The 17,827-nt window shown below is 36.9% G+C and carries 13 protein-coding genes and 1 pseudogene; 13 read left to right on the plus strand and 1 reads right to left on the minus strand.

Going from position 1 to position 17,827, the window contains the following annotated elements:
* Positions 1–248: 248 nt before the first annotated feature.
* From AC2TFD_RS01840 to AC2TFD_RS01850, 3 genes are all read left to right on the plus strand, one after another.
* Entirely contained in the window at positions 249–2,603 is a 2,355-nt protein-coding gene (locus AC2TFD_RS01840; protein ID WP_484674843.1) for an ABC transporter permease, read from the plus strand.
* A 153-nt stretch (positions 2,604–2,756) separates the two neighbouring features.
* Positions 2,757–3,524 carry an ABC transporter ATP-binding protein gene (locus AC2TFD_RS01845; protein ID WP_335569671.1) on the plus strand — a complete coding sequence of 256 codons (768 nt, stop codon included), beginning with the start codon at positions 2,757–2,759 and terminating at the stop codon, positions 3,522–3,524.
* 202 nt (positions 3,525–3,726) lie between these two features.
* Entirely contained in the window at positions 3,727–4,320 is a 594-nt protein-coding gene (locus AC2TFD_RS01850) for a YdeI/OmpD-associated family protein (protein ID WP_335516984.1), read from the plus strand.
* A 178-nt stretch (positions 4,321–4,498) separates the two neighbouring features.
* On the opposite strand, the gene AC2TFD_RS01855 is transcribed toward AC2TFD_RS01850, so the two are convergent.
* The gene (locus AC2TFD_RS01855; RefSeq protein WP_484674844.1) at positions 4,499–5,914 is read right to left on the minus strand and encodes a sigma-54 interaction domain-containing protein; all 1,416 of its coding nucleotides are present in this window, start codon (positions 5,912–5,914) and stop codon (positions 4,499–4,501) included.
* A gap of 241 nt (positions 5,915–6,155) precedes the next feature.
* Between AC2TFD_RS01855 and AC2TFD_RS01860 the strand changes: the two genes are divergently transcribed.
* The 10 genes and pseudogenes from AC2TFD_RS01860 (at position 6,156) to AC2TFD_RS01905 (ending at position 17,713) form a co-directional block, all read left to right on the plus strand.
* Positions 6,156–7,013, plus strand: coding sequence for a beta-keto acid cleavage family enzyme (locus AC2TFD_RS01860; RefSeq protein WP_335510061.1), 858 nt, complete (start codon positions 6,156–6,158; stop codon positions 7,011–7,013).
* Positions 7,014–7,126: 113 nt separating this feature from the next.
* A complete protein-coding gene (locus tag AC2TFD_RS01865) occupies positions 7,127–7,966 on the plus strand; it encodes a 3-hydroxyacyl-CoA dehydrogenase family protein (RefSeq protein ID WP_335510059.1) in 840 nt (279 codons plus the stop codon).
* Between the two features lie 41 nt (positions 7,967–8,007).
* Complete coding sequence (locus AC2TFD_RS01870) at positions 8,008–9,048, plus strand: ketopantoate reductase family protein (protein WP_335510057.1); 1,041 nt, start codon at positions 8,008–8,010, stop codon at positions 9,046–9,048.
* An 85-nt stretch (positions 9,049–9,133) separates the two neighbouring features.
* Positions 9,134–10,522 carry a GntP family permease gene (locus tag AC2TFD_RS01875; RefSeq protein WP_335510055.1) on the plus strand — a complete coding sequence of 463 codons (1,389 nt, stop codon included), beginning with the start codon at positions 9,134–9,136 and terminating at the stop codon, positions 10,520–10,522.
* A gap of 815 nt (positions 10,523–11,337) precedes the next feature.
* The gene (locus AC2TFD_RS01880) at positions 11,338–12,525 is read left to right on the plus strand and encodes a glycerate kinase (protein ID WP_335510053.1); all 1,188 of its coding nucleotides are present in this window, start codon (positions 11,338–11,340) and stop codon (positions 12,523–12,525) included.
* Complete coding sequence (locus AC2TFD_RS01885; protein WP_484674845.1) at positions 12,522–13,973, plus strand: SLC13 family permease; 1,452 nt, start codon at positions 12,522–12,524, stop codon at positions 13,971–13,973. Before AC2TFD_RS01880 ends, AC2TFD_RS01885 begins: the two co-directional genes overlap by 4 nt.
* A 25-nt stretch (positions 13,974–13,998) precedes the next feature.
* The gene (locus AC2TFD_RS01890) at positions 13,999–14,133 is read left to right on the plus strand and encodes a hypothetical protein (RefSeq protein ID WP_335510049.1); all 135 of its coding nucleotides are present in this window, start codon (positions 13,999–14,001) and stop codon (positions 14,131–14,133) included.
* A gap of 322 nt (positions 14,134–14,455) precedes the next feature.
* On the plus strand, positions 14,456–15,718 hold the full coding sequence (locus AC2TFD_RS01895; protein WP_335510047.1) for a glycoside hydrolase family 18 protein: 1,263 nt from the start codon (positions 14,456–14,458) through the stop codon (positions 15,716–15,718).
* 665 nt (positions 15,719–16,383) lie between these two features.
* Positions 16,384–16,531, plus strand: a pseudogene (locus AC2TFD_RS01900) (IS110 family transposase); the annotation flags it as partial.
* 189 nt (positions 16,532–16,720) lie between these two features.
* Positions 16,721–17,713 carry a 2-hydroxyacid dehydrogenase family protein gene (locus AC2TFD_RS01905; RefSeq protein ID WP_335510063.1) on the plus strand — a complete coding sequence of 331 codons (993 nt, stop codon included), beginning with the start codon at positions 16,721–16,723 and terminating at the stop codon, positions 17,711–17,713.
* Positions 17,714–17,827 lie beyond the last annotated feature (114 nt).

Consider the following 17,827-nt stretch of genomic DNA (forward strand, 5'->3'; position numbering starts at 1 on the left):
TTTTAGTGATTTTAACTAGGGCATTTATTGGTATGGTTATAGTGTCTTCTGCTTGTTAAATAGGGCTGCAGGCTTAGAAAATAATTAGGCTCTAGCAGGTTAATTTAAAAAGTATCGTTTTGTATGCTTACTTTAGGACGTTCAATGGTCATTTAGTCAAGTCTACTAAGAAACGAGCATGTAAGAAGATTGATAGAGACAAGGATAAAATTGAAAAAATATTATCAATGCAGGGAGGAGGAAAAATTTTGTTTTATAAAATTGTAATGAATGATTTCATCAGGAACAAAATTGTAACGATGACAGTATTTGTATTTATCACGATGGCAGTAATTTTAGCAGCCAGTGCCATTAATAACATTTCCAATCTGATTCAGGCGATGTCCGAACTTCAGGAGAGCGCCGTACCTGCTGACATTACGGTGATGCATGCCGGAGATTATGACCAGGCAGATATCGACCAATTCACAGAACACTACCGTGACCATATAGCGATGCAGGAGACGATGGTTCTTCAGAATATGGATGGAAGCAATATTCATTTTGGCCAAAATCAAACGATGGCTGGAACGATTCAGGATATTTCATTTGTTGTACAGAATAAGAGATTTGATTTTATATTGGATTTGGATAATGAAAAGCTGGATGTAAAGGAAGGTTTCGTTGCCGTTCCCATCTATTTCATGGAACAACATGACTTAAAAATAGGTGATACGATTACGGTGAAAAGCGGCGGGTATGAGAAAGAGTTTGTCATTTCAGATTATGCAAGAGATTTTGAGATGAACTCTTCCCTTACTTCTTCGAAACGGTTTGTGATAAATCAGAATGACTATGATGAAATGCTTGAAATGCAGGATGGGGAACTGGAATATCTGATTGAATTCAAGCTGCATGAAAACGGGGAATCTGCTGCTGTTCAGACTGCCTATATCGAAGCAGGTCTTCCGGCAAATGGTCCTATAATAGAAGGAAAGGTATTTATGATGTTTAATGCCATGTCAGATATGGCAGTTGCGGTTGTCATTATATTTATTAGTCTTCTGCTTATTGTGATTGCTTCGCTCTGTATCAGACTGACCTTTTTGGCAACGATTGATGAAGATATTAGAGAAATCGGTGTTATGAAAGCAATGGGGATATCTAAAAAAGATATAAAAAAGGTCTATCTTAACAAATATAGAGCCATCTCAGTAGCAGCCGGTATAATCGGTTATCTCATGTCTTTTGCAGCGGTAAATCTGTTAAACGGTCATATGAGACTTTATATTTCTTCCGATTTATCAGGAGGCTTAAAATATGTACTATCGCTTATAGCTCCATTACTTATATATAGCATGATTGTGATGTATTGCCAGCAAGTACTGAAAAAAATCGATCAGATTTCTGCGGTGGAAGCTTTACGGAAAGATTCTATGGAGAGTGGAAAGAATCGAAAATACAGTTTTCCGCTGCGAAGGAACAAATTTTTCAGCACCAATATTTACATGGGGCTGAGAGATGTTTGGAAACGATTCAAGCTATACAGGCTGCTGTTTGTTATTTTTATAGTATGTACGTTTATAGTTATACTCCCCTTAAATATTTATAACACCATGAATTCACCTGAATTTTCTACCTATATGGGAATAGGAAAATCCGACATGAGAATCGATCTTCGAAGAACCGATAGTATTACAGAAGATTTTAAAAAACTGCAGGAAGAGTTGAAAACGGATAATGATATTGAAAAGTTTACAGCCTATATCACAAGCTCCTACCAGGTCAAAAACGAGGAAGGTACCTGGGACTATATTAATATTGAAATCGGAGATTTTTCCGTATTTCCATTAAAATATCTGGAAGGCAGAGCACCGGAGGGTGAAGGAGAAATCTCGCTTTCATTTGCAAATGCCGCAAAAGACGGATTAAACAAGAAAGTAGGAGATGAAGTAACCGTCAGGGTTGGCGGGGAAGAACAGACTTTATCAGTGACGGGTATTTATCAGGATATTACAAATGGGGGGAAAACAGCAAAAGCTCATACGAGTCTTGGGGTAAATGAAGAGGCCGTTCTTTGGTATATTGTGAGCATGGATCTGGCTCCGGGTGTTGACATGCGCTTGAAAATGGAATACTACCAGAATGCTTACGATTCTGCGCAGGTAAGTGATATCAAAGAATATACCGGACAGACTCTTGGAAATATCATTGATCAGATGAGGCTGATTGTTATAGGAGGAATCGCAATAGCAGTAATCATTGCAGTGTTGATCACTGCATTATTCCTTCGGATGTTATTATCAAAGGATATGTCTCAGATTGCAATCATGCGAAGTATGGGATTAACTTCTAAAAATATTAAACATCAATATATGGCAGGGACTATGATGGTACTGATATTAGGAATCGTAGTTGGAGTACTGGCTTCTAATTATCTTGGGGAATTTCTTGTAAGTATGGCAATGTCTTCTATGGGAGCCGCAAAAATTGAATTAGTTAATGTTGCATGGCAGACTTGGCTGCTATGTCCGTTAGCACTCATTTTAGTCGTCGGATTTACTATTTCTGTGTGCTGTAAGGTAACAGCAGAAGATGATTTATCGGTAGTTTTAAGAAGTTAGAACTTCTGAAAAGGTCAAGGCAGGAGGAGAATCTGCGAAGGTGGAAGAAGTCTCCTGCGTGAAGGCGCCAATGTAAAGAATGCAGATTCCTGAAAAATCCGACATTCCGAGATATAGACTTTGAGTTAAATAGATGACATTGGAGGGATATACTTGAGCAATATATTAGAAGCAAGAAGTTTGAACAAAAAAGTAGGATTAGGAAAGGATAATGAGCTTCATATCTTAAAAGATATAAATTTGGAGATAGAAGAAGGGGAATTCGTATCGGTCATGGGGCCATCCGGAAGCGGGAAGTCAACGCTGCTGTATAATGTAAGCGGTATGGATCGAATGACTTCTGGCAGTGTGACATTTAAAGGCCATGAAATTGACAGACTCAAAGAAGAAGAACTGGCGAAGATCCGACTGAATCATATGGGATTTATCTTTCAGGATATTAATCTATTAAAGAATCTGTCATTGATTGACAATGTAATGTTCCCTGCTCTTGTATCAAAAAATACGGATAAAAATGCGGTATATCAAAAAGCAAAAAAATTGCTGGAAATGACAGGGATTGAAAAGCTTGCAGATAATACTATCACTCAAGGCTCTGGTGGGCAGCTACAGAGAGTCGGCATCTGCAGAGCACTGATAAATGATCCAGATATCATATTTGGTGATGAACCAACCGGAGCATTAGATTCCAAATCGACAGAAGAGATTATGGCCATTCTTGCAGAGATTAATCAAAAAGGGACAACCATCATGCTCGTTACACATGATACAAAGGTGGCAGCAAAAACCGAAAGAGTATTGTATATGATAGATGGAAACATAGTAGCACAGAAGAAAATGTGTAAATACGATGCCGAGCATGGCGATAGTAAGGAAAGAGAGGAAAGCATTATGAAGTGGTTAGTGGAAAATGGATTCTAAAAAATTTTTGCCGTCACCGTGGCTTTTTAAATCAAAGATAATAACTGACTAGAGAAGGCCACTCATCCGTTCACAGAATTGGTAGGAGGCCTTTTCTTCTATATTGGCGATCATATGAACTTGTTCCGTTGAATAGGACAGAATGATTCATAACTATCCTGGTCATAATGGATTGTAGGGAGAATTTAAGTGAGGTATTCCGATGATAAATAATACAATGAATCCTAAAGTTGATGAATTTATAAATAAAGCTAAAAAGTGGAAAGCAGAATATGAGAAGTTGAGAAGTATCGTTCTTGACTGTGAGCTGACCGAAGAATTAAAGTGGAAACTGCCTTGTTACACGTTTCAGAAAAGTAACATCGTTATCATACAAGGATTTAAAGAATACTGTGCGCTTATGTTTTTTAAGGGTGCGTTACTAAATGATCCCAATGGAATTTTAATCAAACCCGGGGAGAATTCACAGGCACAAGGCCAGATTCGGTTCACCAGTGTACAAGAAATAGTGGAAATGGAAGCCATCATGAAAACTTTTATTTATGAGGCTATTGAAGTGGAAAAAGCCGGATTGAAAGTAAATTTTAAAAAGACCGCAGAATACGTCATTCCTGAAGAACTTCTAAATAAATTCGATGAAATCCCTTCCTTAAAAACTGCCTTTGAAGGGTTGACGCCGGGACGGCAAAAAGCATACATTCTTCATTTTTCACAACCTAAACAATCCAAAACACGAGAGTTAAGGATTGAAAAGCATATGCAGCAAATCCTCAATGGAAAGGGTTTAAATGATTAAGTTATGAGTATAAGGATTGCTAATGGAAATGCTCATGATTTGGCTAAAAGAAAGATGCATTCATATTAGATAGATAGATCTCTTAAGTTATCAGTAAATAACCGTGAAAAAACACCGTACAGTTCAAAAGTACGGTGTTTTACCATGAGAAAATATAATCTTCTATGTAGCCTTTCATTTACTTTATCAATAGATTTCTTTTTTTTCTTACAAGAGTAGAGATGTTTACCCCAAGAATATTTGCACAATCCTGCATTGTGGGTGTCTTTGACAGCACATTGGCAATATACTCTTTTTCGAATTCAGCGACAGCCTCTTTAAGAGGCAAAGTTGTATTAGATACAGAAATTAATCCGTTATTTTGTCCTTGAATACTTTTGGGATTTAGAATGGATGGCGGCAGTTCCTTTATTGAAATTTTTTCAGATTCACTCATATGATACATCCGTTCAATTATATTTTTTAATTCGCGAATGTTTCCTGGCCATTCATATTCTATAAGTTTGTCTAGCACTTGGGTGTCTATTTTTTTATCTTCTTTGTATTTCTTTTTCAATTTTTTTAGATAGAAAAATAGAAGGACTGATATATCCTCACGTCTTTCTCTTAATGGGGGAATCGTAATAGATAAAACGTTTAGTCTGTAGAATAAATCCAGCCGAAACTTTTTTTGTTCTACTAGTTGCTCCAAATTGCAATTTGTGGCAGCAATAATTCGTACATGAACATCGCGTGTTTCGGTTCCCCCCAGTCTTCTAATTTTGGAATCCTGTATCACGTTTAATAATTTAACCTGCAGAGAATAGGGAAGATCACCGATTTCATCAAGAAAAATGGTGCCTTCATGGGCCATTTCAAACAATCCTTCTTTTTTCGCATTAGCCCCTGTAAAAGCCCCTTTTTCATAACCGAATAATTCAGATTCCAGTAGATGTTCAGGAATAGCACCACAGTTAATTTTTACAAATTCCCCATTTTTGTTACTTTTTTTATGGATATAGTTGGCGAGAACATCTTTTCCTACCCCGGATTCTCCTAATAAAAGAATAGGAGAATCATTTTTTGCAAATCGTGATGCAAGAGAGATAATCTGATGCATACTTTTACTTCTATAAATAAATTGCTGATTATTTTTCAACTCACCTTGGATTTTCTGCAGTTCGTGCTGATACGCCAAGTTTTCCTGTCTTGTTTCTTCTAATTCTTTTTGCAAATTATTAATTTCTGTAATATCTCGTACGTTTGAGACGACAAATAAAATTTCTTCATACTGATCATAAAAGGGAGTAGCTGTAACAATTCCCTTTTTTCCATTGTAATAATCGATGATCGTGCTGTAAGGTTGTTTGGTTTTGATTGCTACACCTGCACATGAAATAGGTACAACACCCATTTGATGTAATTCAATCGTGCTATATTGATTCATGGTATCTATAGAAATTCCTGAGATATCCAAAAATGCTCTATTATATAAAAGCGTATAACCCTTATTATCACAAATATATAATCCATCGTGAGATGTATCGAAAATACTCGTTAATAAATTTACAAGATCTTCCGTACCCATGTTACGAAAAAAAGGTGTTTTATACAATGATGAACACATCCTTTAAGGTTATAAATCTATTATAAAGAAAAACAATTTAAAGTGAAAATTATAATGATTAAAAATAATCAAATATGCGCAAATTTGCATATGCGTAAATGAATGGTAATTGGAATTTGTATGGCAGCGTATGTGTTTTTAGTTTGGCATGATTCTTGCAAAATATTAAAATGTAAAACCTTAGATTTTTAATAATTACAATATTTACTAATAGATTGGAGGAAGTTTAATGGAAAAATTAATCATTACAGTTGCCCCAACGGGAGGCCAAACAACCAGGCAGCATACACCTTATGTACCTCTGGCACCAAAGGAAATCGCAGATTCTGTTTATGAGGCTTGGCAGGAAGGGGCTTCTATTGCACATATTCATGTAAGGGATAAAAATGGGAATCCAACACTTGATTTAGATACTTTTCGTGAGGTTGTTGATCGAATAAGAGATAAATGTGATATTATTATCAATTTAACTACGGCAGGTGCAGCCGTTATGAATGACGAGGACAGACTCCGAGTTTGTGAATTAAGAACTGAAATGGCTACATTTGATGCCGGTTCCACAAACTTTGGATCTGAAGTATTTCTTAATTCACCTAACTTTCTAGAAAAATTAGCTGCCAAATTAAAAAAATACGAGATTAAACCAGAGATTGAAATATTTGATGCCGGAATGATTGATAATACATTACGAATTGCGAAAAAGGGGCTCATTGAAGGTCCAATTCATTTCCAATTCGTATTAGGAATTCAAGGTGGGATGGCGGCAACACCAAAGAACTTATTATTTTTATCCGAAAGTATTCCGGAAGGATCAACTTGGTCAGCACTTGGAGCCAGTAAAAATCAATTAGCGATCAATACGATGAGCATCATTACCGGAGGACATGTACGGGTTGGAATGGAAGACAGTGTCTATTATCGTAAAGGGGAATTGGCAAGGACCAATGCTCAATTTGTTGAGAGAATTGTAAATTTATCTAGAACATTAGGACGAGAAATTGCTACACCAAATGAAGCAAGGAAAATTTTAGGATTAGATAAGTCTAAGGCTAAAAATGAATCTAAGTTTGTAGAATTTCCAAACTAGTACTTTTGATGATAAGTACAAAGAGAAAATCATTTAAATAAATTTGTATGCGTTTACTACACAAAATGAGTATGGAAAATTATCATAGGGTTTGAGAAAAGGTGCGAAGGAAATTGGAAAATTTACTAGTTGTTGGTTCTGGGTTAATGGGAGGCGGCATTGCTCTTGTTTCAGCCAAAGCAGGTTATAAAGTAACGGTTGTAGAAAGATCGGAAGAAGATTTACAACGTGGATTTGCTTTAATGGAAAAAACAGTTTCCTCAATGGTAAACAAAGGGACTTGGACGGAAGAAGAAGCGAAAGGAATCTGGGAAAATCTTCACGGATCCACACAATTAGGAGACGGAAAACACATCGATTTAGTAATCGAGGCGGTACCAGAGAAATTAATCCTCAAGCAGGACCTCTTCAGGAAACTTGATCAGGTGATTAACAAAGATGCAATCTTTGCTACCAATACTTCTTCATTATCTATTTCTGCTATCGCAGGAGTAACGAAACGTCCTGATAAAGTGGTAGGCATGCATTTCTTTAGTCCAGTGCCAATTATGAAATTGCTAGAATTGGTCTGTTCTCCAAGTACTTCTAGTGAAACGATGGAAAAGTTGCAGGTAGTAGGGGAGAGGTTGGGAAAGACTACGATTGCCGCAAAAGATTTTCCAGGGTTTACTGTTAATCGATTGCTTATCCCTATGTTAAATGAAGCAGCTTTTCTGGTCATGGAGGGAAATGATCCAGAAGAAATTGACAAAGGGATGGTAATGGGAGCGAATCATCCGCTTGGCCCATTAAAACTATCTGATTACATAGGATTAGATGTTCTTCTTTTTATTATGGAGAGCCTTTACGAAGGTTTCAATGATTCAAAATATCGTCCATGTCCTTTACTTAAACGAATGGTTGAAGCTGGCTGGCTCGGAAAAAAATCAGGAAAAGGATTTTACACTTATTAAGTATTGCAATTGACAAAAAATTAATCGTGGGGTGATTTTTTATGAAAATAGGCGTTTTAGGAGTAGGTTCACTTGGAACAATTATCGGGGCACTTATCACAAAAGGGGGATATGATGTTGATTTAATAGACATCAATCAGGAACATGTCGATGCCTTAAATCAAATTGGAGCTAAGATAACTGGTTTTTTAGATGAGACGATTCCTGTAAAAGCAAAGCACCCAAATGAATTATCTGGTAAATATGATGTAATCTTTTTACTTACAAAGCAAGTTTATACAAAGAGTTCCTTGGAATCGATTCTTCCCTTTCTACATCAAGATAGTGTAGTTTGTACTTTGCAAAATGGTATCCCTGAAGAAAGTGTTGCTACCATTGTTGGGAAGGAAAGAACAGTTGGTGGTGTAGTTGGCTTTGGGGCCACTTGGATAGGGCCTGGTGTATCAGAGTTGACAACAGAATTAGATGTAGTGAAGAAATATGCTTTTGACATTGGTGAACTAAATGGAGAAATCACCGAAAGAATTCATACGTTAAAAGATATTTTAGGTACTGTAGGTTATTGCGAAATTGTAACCAATATAAATGGGATGAAATGGTCTAAGTTATTAATGAATGCAACTTTTAGTGGGATGTCTGCAGCGCTAGGCTGCACTTTCGGAGAGGTACTATATAATGCAGATGCTATGAGAAGTTTGGCAAATATCGCTGATGAAACGATTAAGGTAGCTCGAGCACATCATATTCGACTAGTAGAAATGCAAGGGAAGGACTTTGAGAATTTAGAGTTGGAAAGTCAATCAGATATTCCTGGGAAAATGGCTTTTTATGAGGAGGTATGGGGGCCTCATGCAAACCTCAAGGCGAGTATGTTGCAAGATTTAGAGAAAGGTATAAAAACGGAAATTGATTATATCAATGGATATGTCTCCGAAAAGGGAAGAGAAAAAAATATCCCAACTCCATTTAATGATATGGTTTGTACACTAGTAAATCTATCAGAAGAGGCAAAGGTGCTTCCAAATTTTGAGGAGAATATTAGCAAGTTTAATTCATTGAGTGTCAATTATATAAAAGCCTAATTAATGAAATAGATGTAGCAATGAGCAGGAAATAATCCTGCTCATTGTTCAAGTAATGTAAATATCAAAGATGGACGGTGTAGGAATGTTTATTGAAATCATGGCGATTCTCATCTCGTTAGGTTTACTTATATTTTTAGCTTATCGTGGTTTTCCCGTCATAGTCATTGCTCCCATTGTAACCTTACTAGCAGTTGCTTTATCAGGAGGGATTTTATTACCTAGTTATACCGAAGTTTATATGCCCAATCTAGCAAACTACATAAAAACATGGTTCCCTATATTTATATTAGGTGCAGTTTTCGGAAAGCTTATGGAATTAAACGGGGCTACTGCATCGATTGCTAAAAAAATTATGGAGATTGTAGGGGCAAAAAGAGCGCTTCTTGCAACAATAATTGCATGTTCAATATTAACATATGGAGGGGTATCACTATTTGTAGTAGTTTTCGCAGTATACCCTTTTGCAGCTGCAGTCTTCCGCGAGGCGAATATTCCAAAAAGATTAATTCCTGCAGTGATAGTCTTAGGCGGAGCTACATATACAATGGATGCTTTTCCTGGAACACCTCAAATTCAAAATATAATACCGACGAATTATTTTGGAACGGATGCCTATGCGGCACCAATTACAGGGTTAGTTGGCGGGTTACTCATTTTTGCTCTTGGATATCTTTGGTTGTCAAGCAGAGTAAAAAAAGCAAATTTAGCTGGAGAAGGCTACGGGAAAGATCATAAAAATGAACCTGTCATTAATCCAGACGAAAAAACTCTGAACTTTTGGATGGCTATTGTCCCACTGGTAGTTGTCGTAGTACTTAATTTTATATTTACTAAAACAGGTTGGGCGGTCAGTAACTGGTACACTCCGGAAATGTTAAAGGAATCCTTTAATGTTGAAAATATGAGTAGTTTGACCTCAACATGGGCATTAATCGCAGCCCTAGTATGTGGAATCATAGTCGCTTTACTCATAAATATAAAGGCATTAACAGTCTCAAAGCTTACATCTGGACTGACTATAGCTGCTAGCGGCTCATTATTAGCTGTATTTAATGTAGCGTCAGAAGTAGGGTTTGGAAATGTGGTGAAAACTTTACCTGGATTTGGAACAATCAGGGATGCGATTTTGGGTGTTTCTTCACATCCATTAATATCTGAATCTATATCTGTTAATGTCCTGGCCGGCCTTGTTGGTTCAGCATCAGGCGGGATGTCAATAGCCCTTGAAGTGATGGGGGAACATTATCTAACACTAGCTAATTCAATGGGGATTAATCCTGAATTTCTCCACAGAGTTGCGGCCATGTCAGCAGGCGGCTTAGATTCACTGCCTCATAGTGGTGCAACGATAACGATTCTTGCAATTTGTGGTCTCACTCATCGCCAATCATATGGAGACATTTTCGTAATTACCATCATGAAAGCACTTGTAGCATTTGGAACGGCAATTATACTGTCATTAATTGTATAGTTTAATAGATTATTCTCAGTTTTAAAACCCTTATTTAAAGGGATTAAATCACGCCCATATGAGCACGATATTTAAAATAATCTTGTATGAAAAATAGTAGAGGTTTTCCAAGAGTTGAACGAACTTACGGAAAGCCTCTTTTTTTCATTTTCTAGATTCTATTGTCAGTTATGAAGATTATCCCTACAACCACAACTATTTTACGACAATTAATGCTCCTGAAAACAGCCCAAAGCCCGTATGTTAAAAGAGCTTAGACAGTATTTAACCAAACGATTAATTAGTTAAATCGGTACTAACTAAACGATTGATTAGAATAGCTTTAAAGGCTGTCAAGCTGGGGTTTAATCCTCCTAAGTAAGAAGAATATTGTCGAGAAAAGGCTCTAGTAAAAATGGTAGGCCAAAATTTTTTACGAGTTTCTATATATGGCAATGAAGCCCAAATCCCTTTAGAAAACAGGAGAAAGTGTTCTTCATAAAGGCGATGAAGCCCAAATCCCTTTAGAAAACAGGAGAAAGTGTTCTTCATAAAGGCGATGAAGCCCAAATCCCTTTAGAAAACCGGAGAAAGTGATCTTCATAAGGGCGATGAAGCCCAAATTCCTTTGGAAAACCGGAGAAAATGGTCTTCATAAAGGCGATGAAGCCCAAATCCCTTTAAAAAACCAGAAAAAGTGGTTTTCATAGCAGGACCACTGCCGCAGCAACAGGTATAATTCCTTTTTCTAATCAAATTATAATGTTTCTCTTAATATCCTTTAAGTTTAGTAGCGTAAATTCAAATGTATTAAAGGATTTTGGAGGTAATTTGATATGAAAATTGTAATTGTACCATCTGGATTTAAAGAATGTATGGATGCTGAGGATGTAGGAGTTGCGATGGAACGTGGTGTAAGACGATTTGATCCGTCTATCGATTTAGAAGTCATCCCAATGATTGATGGCGGAGAAGGCTTTGCCAAGACAATTGTTGCCATAAAAGGTGGAAAACTAGTTTATAAAAAAGTAACTGGACCAGTTGGGAAAAAGATAAAAAGCTATTTTGGTATTTTTGAAGAGCATGGAAAACGTACAGCAGTAATAGAAATGGCAGCTGTCGCTGGATTGAAACTTGTTCCAAGAAATCAAAGAAACCCATTAAAAACAACAACATATGGAGTAGGGGAGTTAATTCGAGCTGCACTCGATGAAGGTGTAGATTATATTTTGATAGGCTGCGGAGATTCTGGAACATCAGATGGCGGGGCTGGTATGGCACAAGCATTAGGAATCCGGTTCATGGATAAAAATCAATGCCCAATTTTCATAAATGGCGGCGAAGGATTACTAAAGGCGGATTCCATTGATATGAAGAATCTAGATAAGCGATTACAGCATGTTTCCTTTGATGTAGCGTGTAACTGGAAAAATGTTTTATGTGGAGAAACGGGTGTAGCACGTGTGTTTGGGCCGCAAAAGGGAGCAACGCCTGAACAAGTCGAACAATTATCTTTTGCATTGGAACGATATGCAGCTTTAATTCAAGAAGCAGTAGGAGTAGATGTTCGTTCATTACCAGGCAGTGGTGCATCCGGAGGATTAGGTACTGGATTAGTTGCCTTTACAAATGCAGTATTACATCCAAGATTCGATATAATTATGAATTACATTAATATAGAAGAAACCATTTCAACAGCAGATATAGTATTTACGGCAGAGGGCAGTTTAGATTTCCAAACACCAAACGGGAAGATTCCTGCTGAGGTTGCCCGGATTGCAAAGAAAAATAATATTCCTGTCATTGCGATTACCGGCACAATAGGAAAGGGAGCAAAACTAAATTATGAAGCAGGAATTGATGCGTATAGCAGTATCATACAAAGACCAACTACGTTAGAAAAAGCGATCATAAAAGCCCCAAAATGGATTGAGGAAAGTACGGAATCTGTATTAAGACAAATTTTAATTGGTTTTCGAGTTGCTAGAAGAAAGTATGCTAAAGAGAGAGTTTATCAATCATGATGACAAGAACGGAGCTGCGGAGAATCGAAAGGCACTCACGTTTGAAAAGCACTATAGCCCCTGTCTCGAAACCGTTTGTGCTGATTGCTTTACATGTTTTGTTGTTGTTGCTGATTGTTTTCATTGATGGTCTAGATTACAAAGCAAAGGTTGCCCTATTTGCTTTTCTATCAGCGATGATCTTATGGGTTGCAACAAAAATTCCTGCAGGCTTTGTTGCAACAGCACTGATTGTGTTTATTATCATAATGAATGGTGCAGAGGCAGATTTGCTCTATCAATCACTATCTGAGGAAGTGGTTTGGCTAATGGTTGGTTCTTTCATTATTGGTGAGGCGGTGAAGGAATCAGGTTTAGCGAACCGGTTAACTCTATTAATCTTAAGTAAGGCGAGCAAGAAAAGTAAACTTCTGCTAGGGGTATGCTCGGTGTTATTTTCAACGGCTTTTTTCATTCCATCTACTTCCGGACGCGCTGCGTTAGCTATGCCGATTCTCAATCAGCTTAGCAAAAAATTTACGGAAAAAGAAAAAAGTGTTCTCGGTCTAATAGCGCCGATTATTATATTAATGAGTACTTCCGCTGCACTTATTGGGGCAGGTTCACATATAATTGGTATTGGTTTACTAGAGAGTACAGTTAATCAAAGTATATCTTTTGTTGAATGGTTTATTTGGGCATTACCCTTCACACTGGTTATTACATTTATTTCATATATAATCATCAAATGGCTCCTATGGCCGAAAGATAGTATAGACGAACTCGAGGATTTTGCGGTAAATGAAACAAACCATTTGCAAAAAGGAATGAGTGACAGTGAAAAAAAGACAATCATCCTACTTTCTCTTTTAGTTATTGGATGGATAACAGAAGGTATACATGGTTATGATATTGCTTTTATTACCATGGTAGGGGCAATGATCGTCATGATGCCGAATTACGGAATTATTACTTGGAAACAGGGGATTAAGTCGGTATCTTGGAATTTGATCCTATTTGTTGCGGCCGCAACTGCATTAGGCAATATGTTAGTCGAAACAGGAGTAGTTCAATGGATTGAAGAAGCCATGCAGAATTTCCTATCTTCATTTGTTGGAGCACCTGAGTGGTTCATTGTTTTCGTTATCCTTTTGGTAACTGTTACAAGTCATTTATATATTACATCGCATACAACGCGCGCAATCGTTTTTATACCAATTCTATTATTATTTAGTGAAACCATTGGTTTGAATCCTACAAGTGTTGTCTTTATAGGTTTAATTGGTATGAATTATTGTGTGACCGTACCTGTGAGTTCCAAAGCATTACTATTCTTTTATGAAGAAGGCGAAATCTCCTATGACGCGAATGATCTTTTGAAGATTAGTGCGATTATGATGCCAGTTTATATACTAATCATGATGCTATTTTATTTCTTCTATTGGCAATGGGTGGGGCTGTATCTATAACGGAGAAGAAACAAAGGAGGGGGCTATGGAAACCACGATTACAAAAATTGATAAGGAAAAAGCTTGGGTTTTGAGGCATAAAGTCATGTGGCCAGATAAGGCCTTTGATTACATAAAGTTAGAAGATGATCATTTAGGGATTCAAACTACAGTTTTATAAAAGGCGGCAGTCATGGCTGGAAGAACCCCCAAAACTAATTGACCGTGATACACTTGTTAAACAACAAAAATAATATTTAGAGAAACCAGAATTTTAACAATAGTAAAGGATACAAAGAGGTGATGATTGAGCCCTTTGTATCCTTTTTTAATAAGCATACTATTCTTGAAAGTCGATCTAGTAAAAAGTCAAGCCATCATTGTGTTCTACATAAAAATATGGTTCATAAAATAAAAGGAAATACTGGATAATTTTATAAAGTCAATATGGCCTTAAAACCTGAGTGAGGGGGAAATTTTGACCCTTAAGTGGAGGGACAAATATGTTTTTTCATGAGGTTCAAGCTGGTGATTCCTTATTTACGATTAGCAGCAGGTATGGAATTTCTATAGATGAGATTCGCCGTGTGAATGGTTTAGTGCAGTCCAATATTGTTCCCGGTCAGGCTTTGCTCATCCCTTTATATACGTACATTGTTCAACCTGGGGACACATTTACAGCGATTGCTAGAAAATCTTTCTTATCTTTAGATCAACTAACAGCTGCCAATCCGGCTGTTAATCCGGCTGCACTACAACCAAGAATGAGGCTTACGATTCCTGATATATCAAATTATCGTGCATCAACACTAAGCTTCTATGTTGTTCGAAGTCCGGAGCTAGACCGTGCGTTAATTAGTGATTTTGCCCCTTATAGTACATCCATATCGATTTTTGACTATCACATTGCAAGTAATGGAGATATTGCCAATACCTTAAATGATTTGACAGCTATTCAAACAACTTGGAATCATCGGGTTAGACCACTTGTGACTGTCACGAACTTAACACCTGAAGGTTTTAGTCCCGAACTTGCTCATCAAGTATTAAACAATCCTGCTGCAAGAACGAACCTTGTTAATAATATTTCCTATTTAGTAACCAATAGGGGATATGGAGGGGTAAATATTGACTTTGAGCGTGTTCTGGCTGGAGATAGGGATCTTTTTACAGGTTTTTTACGTGAATTACGAGATCGTTTGAGACCATTAGGACGCACGCTAACCATTGCGCTTCCTGCAAAAACAAGTGAAGAAGTTCCTTGGCTTAAGGGGTATGATTACGGAGGAATCGGTTCAGTTGTGGACTTTATGTTTATCATGGCTTATGACTGGCACCATGCAGGAAGTGAGCCAGGGCCTGTTGCTCCCATTACTGAGGTAAGAAGAACCGTTGAATTTGCGATACAATATGTTCCTCGTCGAAAAATTATTATCGGTATGCCCTTATATGGATATGACTGGATCATTCCGTACAGTCCAGGCAGAGTTGCTCCAGCGATTTCAAATCAGAGTGCTGTTGAAACAGCCATGAAGTACCAATCGCCGATACAGTATTCAACTGAATTTGAGTCACCTTTTTTTCATTATAAAGATCAACAGGGATTAACACATGAAGTTTGGTTTGAAGATGTAAGAAGCATGGGTGCTAAAATGTTACTTATTCATGAATATGGATTAGATGGCTTAGGTGCATGGCAATTAACACTGGGATTCACACAAGGTCCTTGGCTTATAACAAAGTTTTTTACAATAATAAAGGTGTAAAAATATTAAATCAGGAGGGCCTTGGATTATTTCAATCCAAGGCTTTTAAAATTGGGAACTATGGGGACTGTTAGACGGCTCTTGTCTAGTATTTTCGACAATAATTTTTTCCGTAAAACAGATTAAAACGCTGTTTAAGAGGGTTTACTGCACTTTTAATTAAACGATTAATTAGTAAAACAACCTGTCTATATTAGTAAGAATATGTATTTTTGATGTTTCTATTATCAGTTTTGAAGATAATTCCTCACAACAAAAACTATTTTACGACAATTAACTCTCTTGAAAATAGCCTAAAATTCGGTTGTTAAAAGGGTTTAGACAGTATTCAATCAAACGATTAATTGAACAAATTTCCGCTAATCAAACGATTGATTAGAATTGCTGTAAATGTTGTCAAATCAGTGTTTAATCCTTTTTAGTATCAAGAATATTGTCGAGAAGAGGATTTAGTAAATATGGTGGCATCCTTTTGTATGTATCGGTAGGTTTCCTTAACTTTGGCTTGGGGGGAATCCCATAAGATAAACTGTTCACCCCCTACTTGCTTAAACATTATTTGGCTGGTTGGGATAACGATCCCGTATAACAAGTGAAGCTATGAAACTGTAAGAAGGACTAGGGGCTGCCGGCAAATTTAGATAACTATTGGAGGGGATAAAAAAATGAACCCTATTATTGGACTGGATGTGGCCAAAGGCGAAAGCCAGGTACAGGCTTTCCTGTAAGAAAAAACCTTATAAAACAAGCTTTAAAGTACCTCATACTCTAGAAGGATTGGGAATATTAAGTAAGTTTCTTAGAGAAATAGAAGAGTTTCTTCCTCTTTTCCTATATTTCTAAAATTTGTGTCAACTTTCGTAAAAATCAAATGCATAATTTTGACAACTAGGTGAATTTTAAAATAGTTGTATTGATAAAACAATTATGTAAGTTTACTATAAACCTATAGATATTTGTGAAACATTTCACAAACTAATGTCTAAGAAATTAATTAAAGAGGTGCTTATAATGGCAAAGATTTTAGTAGCAGGAGAAATACCGCAAAAAGGTTTAGATTTGTTAATGAAGGACCACGAGGTGGAAGTGTTTCCAGGGGAACAATTAATCTCCCAAGATGAGTTAATCGGGCGTATAAAAGATAAAGATGCATTAATAAGTTTACTTTCTACCTCTGTTGGCCAAGAAGTTATTGATCAAGCGCCAAATTTAAAAATCATTGCAAACTATGGAGCAGGCTTTAATAATGTTGATTTTAAATATGCAGCTACGAAGGGTATTCCTGTAACCAACACACCTATAGCTTCAACAAATGCTACCGCAGAATTAACATTAGCACTTGTGCTGGCAGTAGCAAGAAGAGTAGTAGAAGGAGATGAAGTTTGCCGTACCACTGGTTTCAACGGTTGGGCTCCGTTATATTTCCGCGGCCGTGAAGTATCTGGGAAAACAATAGGTATTATCGGATTTGGTCAAATTGGTCAGGCTGTTGCTAAAAGAGCTGTTGGTTTTGGAATGAAGGTTTTATACTCAGATATTAGACAACACAGTCCTGAAATTGAAAGCGAGTTAAATGCAACATATGTATCATTAGAGGAATTACTAAAACAGTCTGATTTTATCACTATTAACTGTGCTTACAATCCAAGTATGGAACATATGATTAGCACGAAGGAATTTGAATTAATGAAACCTACTGCTTACATAATTAACTGTGCTCGCGGTCCAATTGTTGAGGAAGCAGCACTAATTAAGGCTCTAGAAGAAAACGTAATCGAAGGGGCAGCACTTGACGTATTTGAGTTTGAGCCTGAGATCGGTGAAGGTCTAATGAAATTAAAGAATGTTGTATTAACTCCTCATATTGGTAATGCAACATTTGAGGCACGCGACGCAATGGCTGAAATGGCCTGTGGTAATGTTGTTAAAGTATTAAATGGTGAAGAACCATCTTATGTAGTTAATGGAGTAGTGAAAGAACTAGTATTGTCATAATGATTATTAACCATTTCTTTTAGCAGTAATGAGGGGGGATTTCCCCCTCACGATCATTTATTAAAAAATAGCAAAGAAGAATTTAAGATTACAAACCTTTGTAACTACATTATG

Source organism: Neobacillus sp. plas4 (genome assembly GCF_057221695.1).

What these genes read in the sequence shown, in the direction of transcription:
- AC2TFD_RS01850 (WP_335516984.1), top strand. Translation starts at nt 3,727, where the DNA reads ATGATAAATAATACAATGAATCCTAAAGTTGATGAATTTATAAATAAA.
- AC2TFD_RS01860 (WP_335510061.1), top strand. Translation starts at nt 6,156, where the DNA reads ATGGAAAAATTAATCATTACAGTTGCCCCAACGGGAGGCCAAACAACC.
- AC2TFD_RS01870 (WP_335510057.1), top strand. Translation starts at nt 8,008, where the DNA reads ATGAAAATAGGCGTTTTAGGAGTAGGTTCACTTGGAACAATTATCGGG.
- AC2TFD_RS01875 (WP_335510055.1), top strand. Translation starts at nt 9,134, where the DNA reads ATGTTTATTGAAATCATGGCGATTCTCATCTCGTTAGGTTTACTTATA.
- AC2TFD_RS01880 (WP_335510053.1), top strand. Translation starts at nt 11,338, where the DNA reads ATGAAAATTGTAATTGTACCATCTGGATTTAAAGAATGTATGGATGCT.
- AC2TFD_RS01885 (WP_484674845.1), top strand. Translation starts at nt 12,522, where the DNA reads ATGATGACAAGAACGGAGCTGCGGAGAATCGAAAGGCACTCACGTTTG.
- AC2TFD_RS01890 (WP_335510049.1), top strand. Translation starts at nt 13,999, where the DNA reads ATGGAAACCACGATTACAAAAATTGATAAGGAAAAAGCTTGGGTTTTG.
- AC2TFD_RS01895 (WP_335510047.1), top strand. Translation starts at nt 14,456, where the DNA reads ATGTTTTTTCATGAGGTTCAAGCTGGTGATTCCTTATTTACGATTAGC.